This window comes from Stenotrophomonas sp. PS02297, assembly GCF_029959705.1.
GTDB lineage: Bacteria > Pseudomonadota > Gammaproteobacteria > Xanthomonadales > Xanthomonadaceae > Stenotrophomonas > Stenotrophomonas nitritireducens.
This window is the reverse complement of record NZ_JASCOS010000219.1, coordinates 1-2,437: the sequence shown is the minus strand read 5'-3', so window position 1 is coordinate 2,437 and position 2,437 is coordinate 1. Positions and strand designations below refer to the sequence as shown.

The 2,437-nt window shown below is 75.5% G+C and carries 1 protein-coding gene; it reads right to left on the bottom strand.

Annotated features, from left to right (window positions below; translation table 11 throughout):
• Positions 1-2,437, bottom strand: a 2,437-nt coding sequence (locus tag QMX80_RS18980) for a tetratricopeptide repeat protein (protein WP_282278725.1), incomplete at both ends; no start/stop codon positions are given.

Sequence of the window (2,437 nt, the reverse complement as noted above, 5' to 3'; positions counted from 1 at the left end):
GGCGCCGGCAGTGCGCCGGCCATCGGTGCGGAAGCCGCGGCGCGCTGCGGTACCGGCGCGGCCGCGACGGGAGCGGCGGCGAGCGCCAGCACCGGAGCCGGCAGGCCATCGGCACCGATCTGCGGCGCAGGCAGGGCCGCCGCGGCCAGCGGCGCATTGCCGGCGAGCGCGGCGACGCTGGCCGGCAGCGGCGCCGGATCGGCGCGCAGGGCGACCGGCCGGGTATTGCCGCGGGTGATGCCGGCAAAGGGATTGAAGGCGCGGCCACCGCCGGCCAGGGCGGTACTGGCGCGCGGATAACCGTTGTCCAGTTGCCCGGCACCACGCGCGGCGGCGGCGATGGCCGCCTTGAAGTAACTCTCCGCGCGCCGGTTCTTGCCCGCCGAGCGGTACACGCGGCCGGCCGCGGCCAGCACTTCCGGCGACTGCGGCGCCTGCGCCAGCGCCTGCTCCAGGTACTGCTCGGCGGTCCCCAGGTCGCGCATCGCCGCGGCGCTGCCGGCGGCGGCCACCATCGCATCGACGTCGCCCGGGGCCAGCTGCAGCTGCTGCTGGTACAGCGCCAGTGCCTGGCCGTGATCGCCGGCCGCGGCATACAGGCGCGCGAGCGCGGCGATGGTCTGCGGATCCTGCGGCTGCTGCGCCAGCACCGGTGCCAGCACCTCGTAGGCGCCTTCCAGGTTGCCGAGTTCGCGCAGCGCGTCGACCTGGCGCAGCACATAGGCGCTGCGCAGCTCCTGCAGGCGCTTGAGCTGGGGCGCGGTGAGATCTGCCTCGCCCAGCTGCCGCAGCAGGGCCGCCAGTTCGGCGTCCTGGCGTGCGCGCAGCAGCACCTGGCCGTACTGCAGGCGCTCCTCCACGCCCGGGTTGCCCTGCATCAACCGCTGCGCCAGCGCCAGCGCGCGCTGCTGGCTGCCGATGTCGGCATAGGCACCGGCCAGGGCCGCCGCGATGGCGGGCTGTGCAACGCGCGCGCCCAATGCCGATTCGGTCCGGGCAAGCAGCAGCTGCGCCTCGCCAACCCGGTTGCCCTGCACCAGGGTGCGCGCCTGCGCAGCCTGCAGCTGGACCCAGGCGGTGTCGTGCAGCGCGCTCATCTCCGCATCGCGCGATGCCGCCGGAATGCGCTCCAGCGCGGCCCAGGCGCCGTTCCAGTCGTTGCGTTCGCGCGCGAACAATGCCTGGGCGAACAGTGCCTGCGGCGAGTCTTCATCCTGTGCGCGCAGGCCGGCCATGAGGCCATCGGCCTGGTCCGGGCGTCCCTGCCGCTGGTAGAGCCGGGCGAGTTCCAGCCGCAGCCACGGATCGCGCGGCTGCTGCAGCACGGCGTCCTCCAGTTCGATCTGCGCCATCTCCAGGCTGCCCGAGGCGATCGCCTGCTGGGCACGGGCGCGGGCCAGGTTGGCGCGCAGCACCGCGGCGCCGCCGGCGCGTTCCTGCTGTTCCGGGGTCAACCGGTCGAACAGCGCGGCCGCCTCGTCGGCGCGCCCCAGCCGCCCGAGCAGGCCGCCCAGCCCCTGCAGCGCGCCGGCATTGCCGGCATCCAGTTCCAGCGCCCTGCGGTAGCTCGCCTCGGCCGTGGCGGCGTCACTGGCGCCCAGCAGGTCGCCCAGCAGCACATGGCCGGTGGGTTCCTTCGGCTGCAGGGCGATGGCCTCGCGCACCTTCGCGACCGCCTCCGGCCCCGGCTGCCGGCGTGCCTCCTGCAGGACCAGCCAATAGCGCGCGGCGTTGGCCGCGCTGCGCCACTTGCCGTTGGCCGACGCCGCCGGGCGCAGCAGTTCGGCGGCCTCGCCGAAGCGCTCCTGGCGCAGCCGCACCGAGCCCAGCCCGCCCATCGCTTCGGAATTCTTCGGCTGCGCACGCAGCACCTGGGCAAAGCGCGCCTCGGCCACGTCCAGGGTGCCGGCCTGCAGGGCGCGGAAACCCTCGCCCAGCAGGCGCTGGTTCGGATCCGGCGCCGCTTCCGCGCGCACCGCCTGGTCGCGCAGCTGCGCCTGGCGGGCGGCCACTTCGCGATCGTCCGGCTGCACTTCGAGGAACGCCTGGAACAGCGGCGCGTCGGCGCGCGTGGCGTTGAGCCACAGCAGCGCCTGGCGCCACGCGGCACGCGCCGGACCGGCCGTGTCCTGGCGCTGGCTGAGCGTCTTCAGCTGGGCGATGCCCTCGCGCCGGCTCGGCTCGCGGTAGGTCAACACCTGCGCCAGCGCCAGCGCGGCGGCGCCGTTGTCGCGGTCGGCGGACACCAGCCGGCGCAGGCCGTCGCGCGCGCGCGCCCAGCCGTCCTGGGTGCCGGCCAGTACCTGGTAGTACTCCAGCGCGAGGTTGTCCGGCGGCCCACCGGCGCCGAACACTTCGTCGTAGGCCTTGATCGCTTCGGCATAGCGGCCGGCCGCGGCCGCGCCGCGCGCCGCCTGCAGCGCCCCCGCGCCGGCAG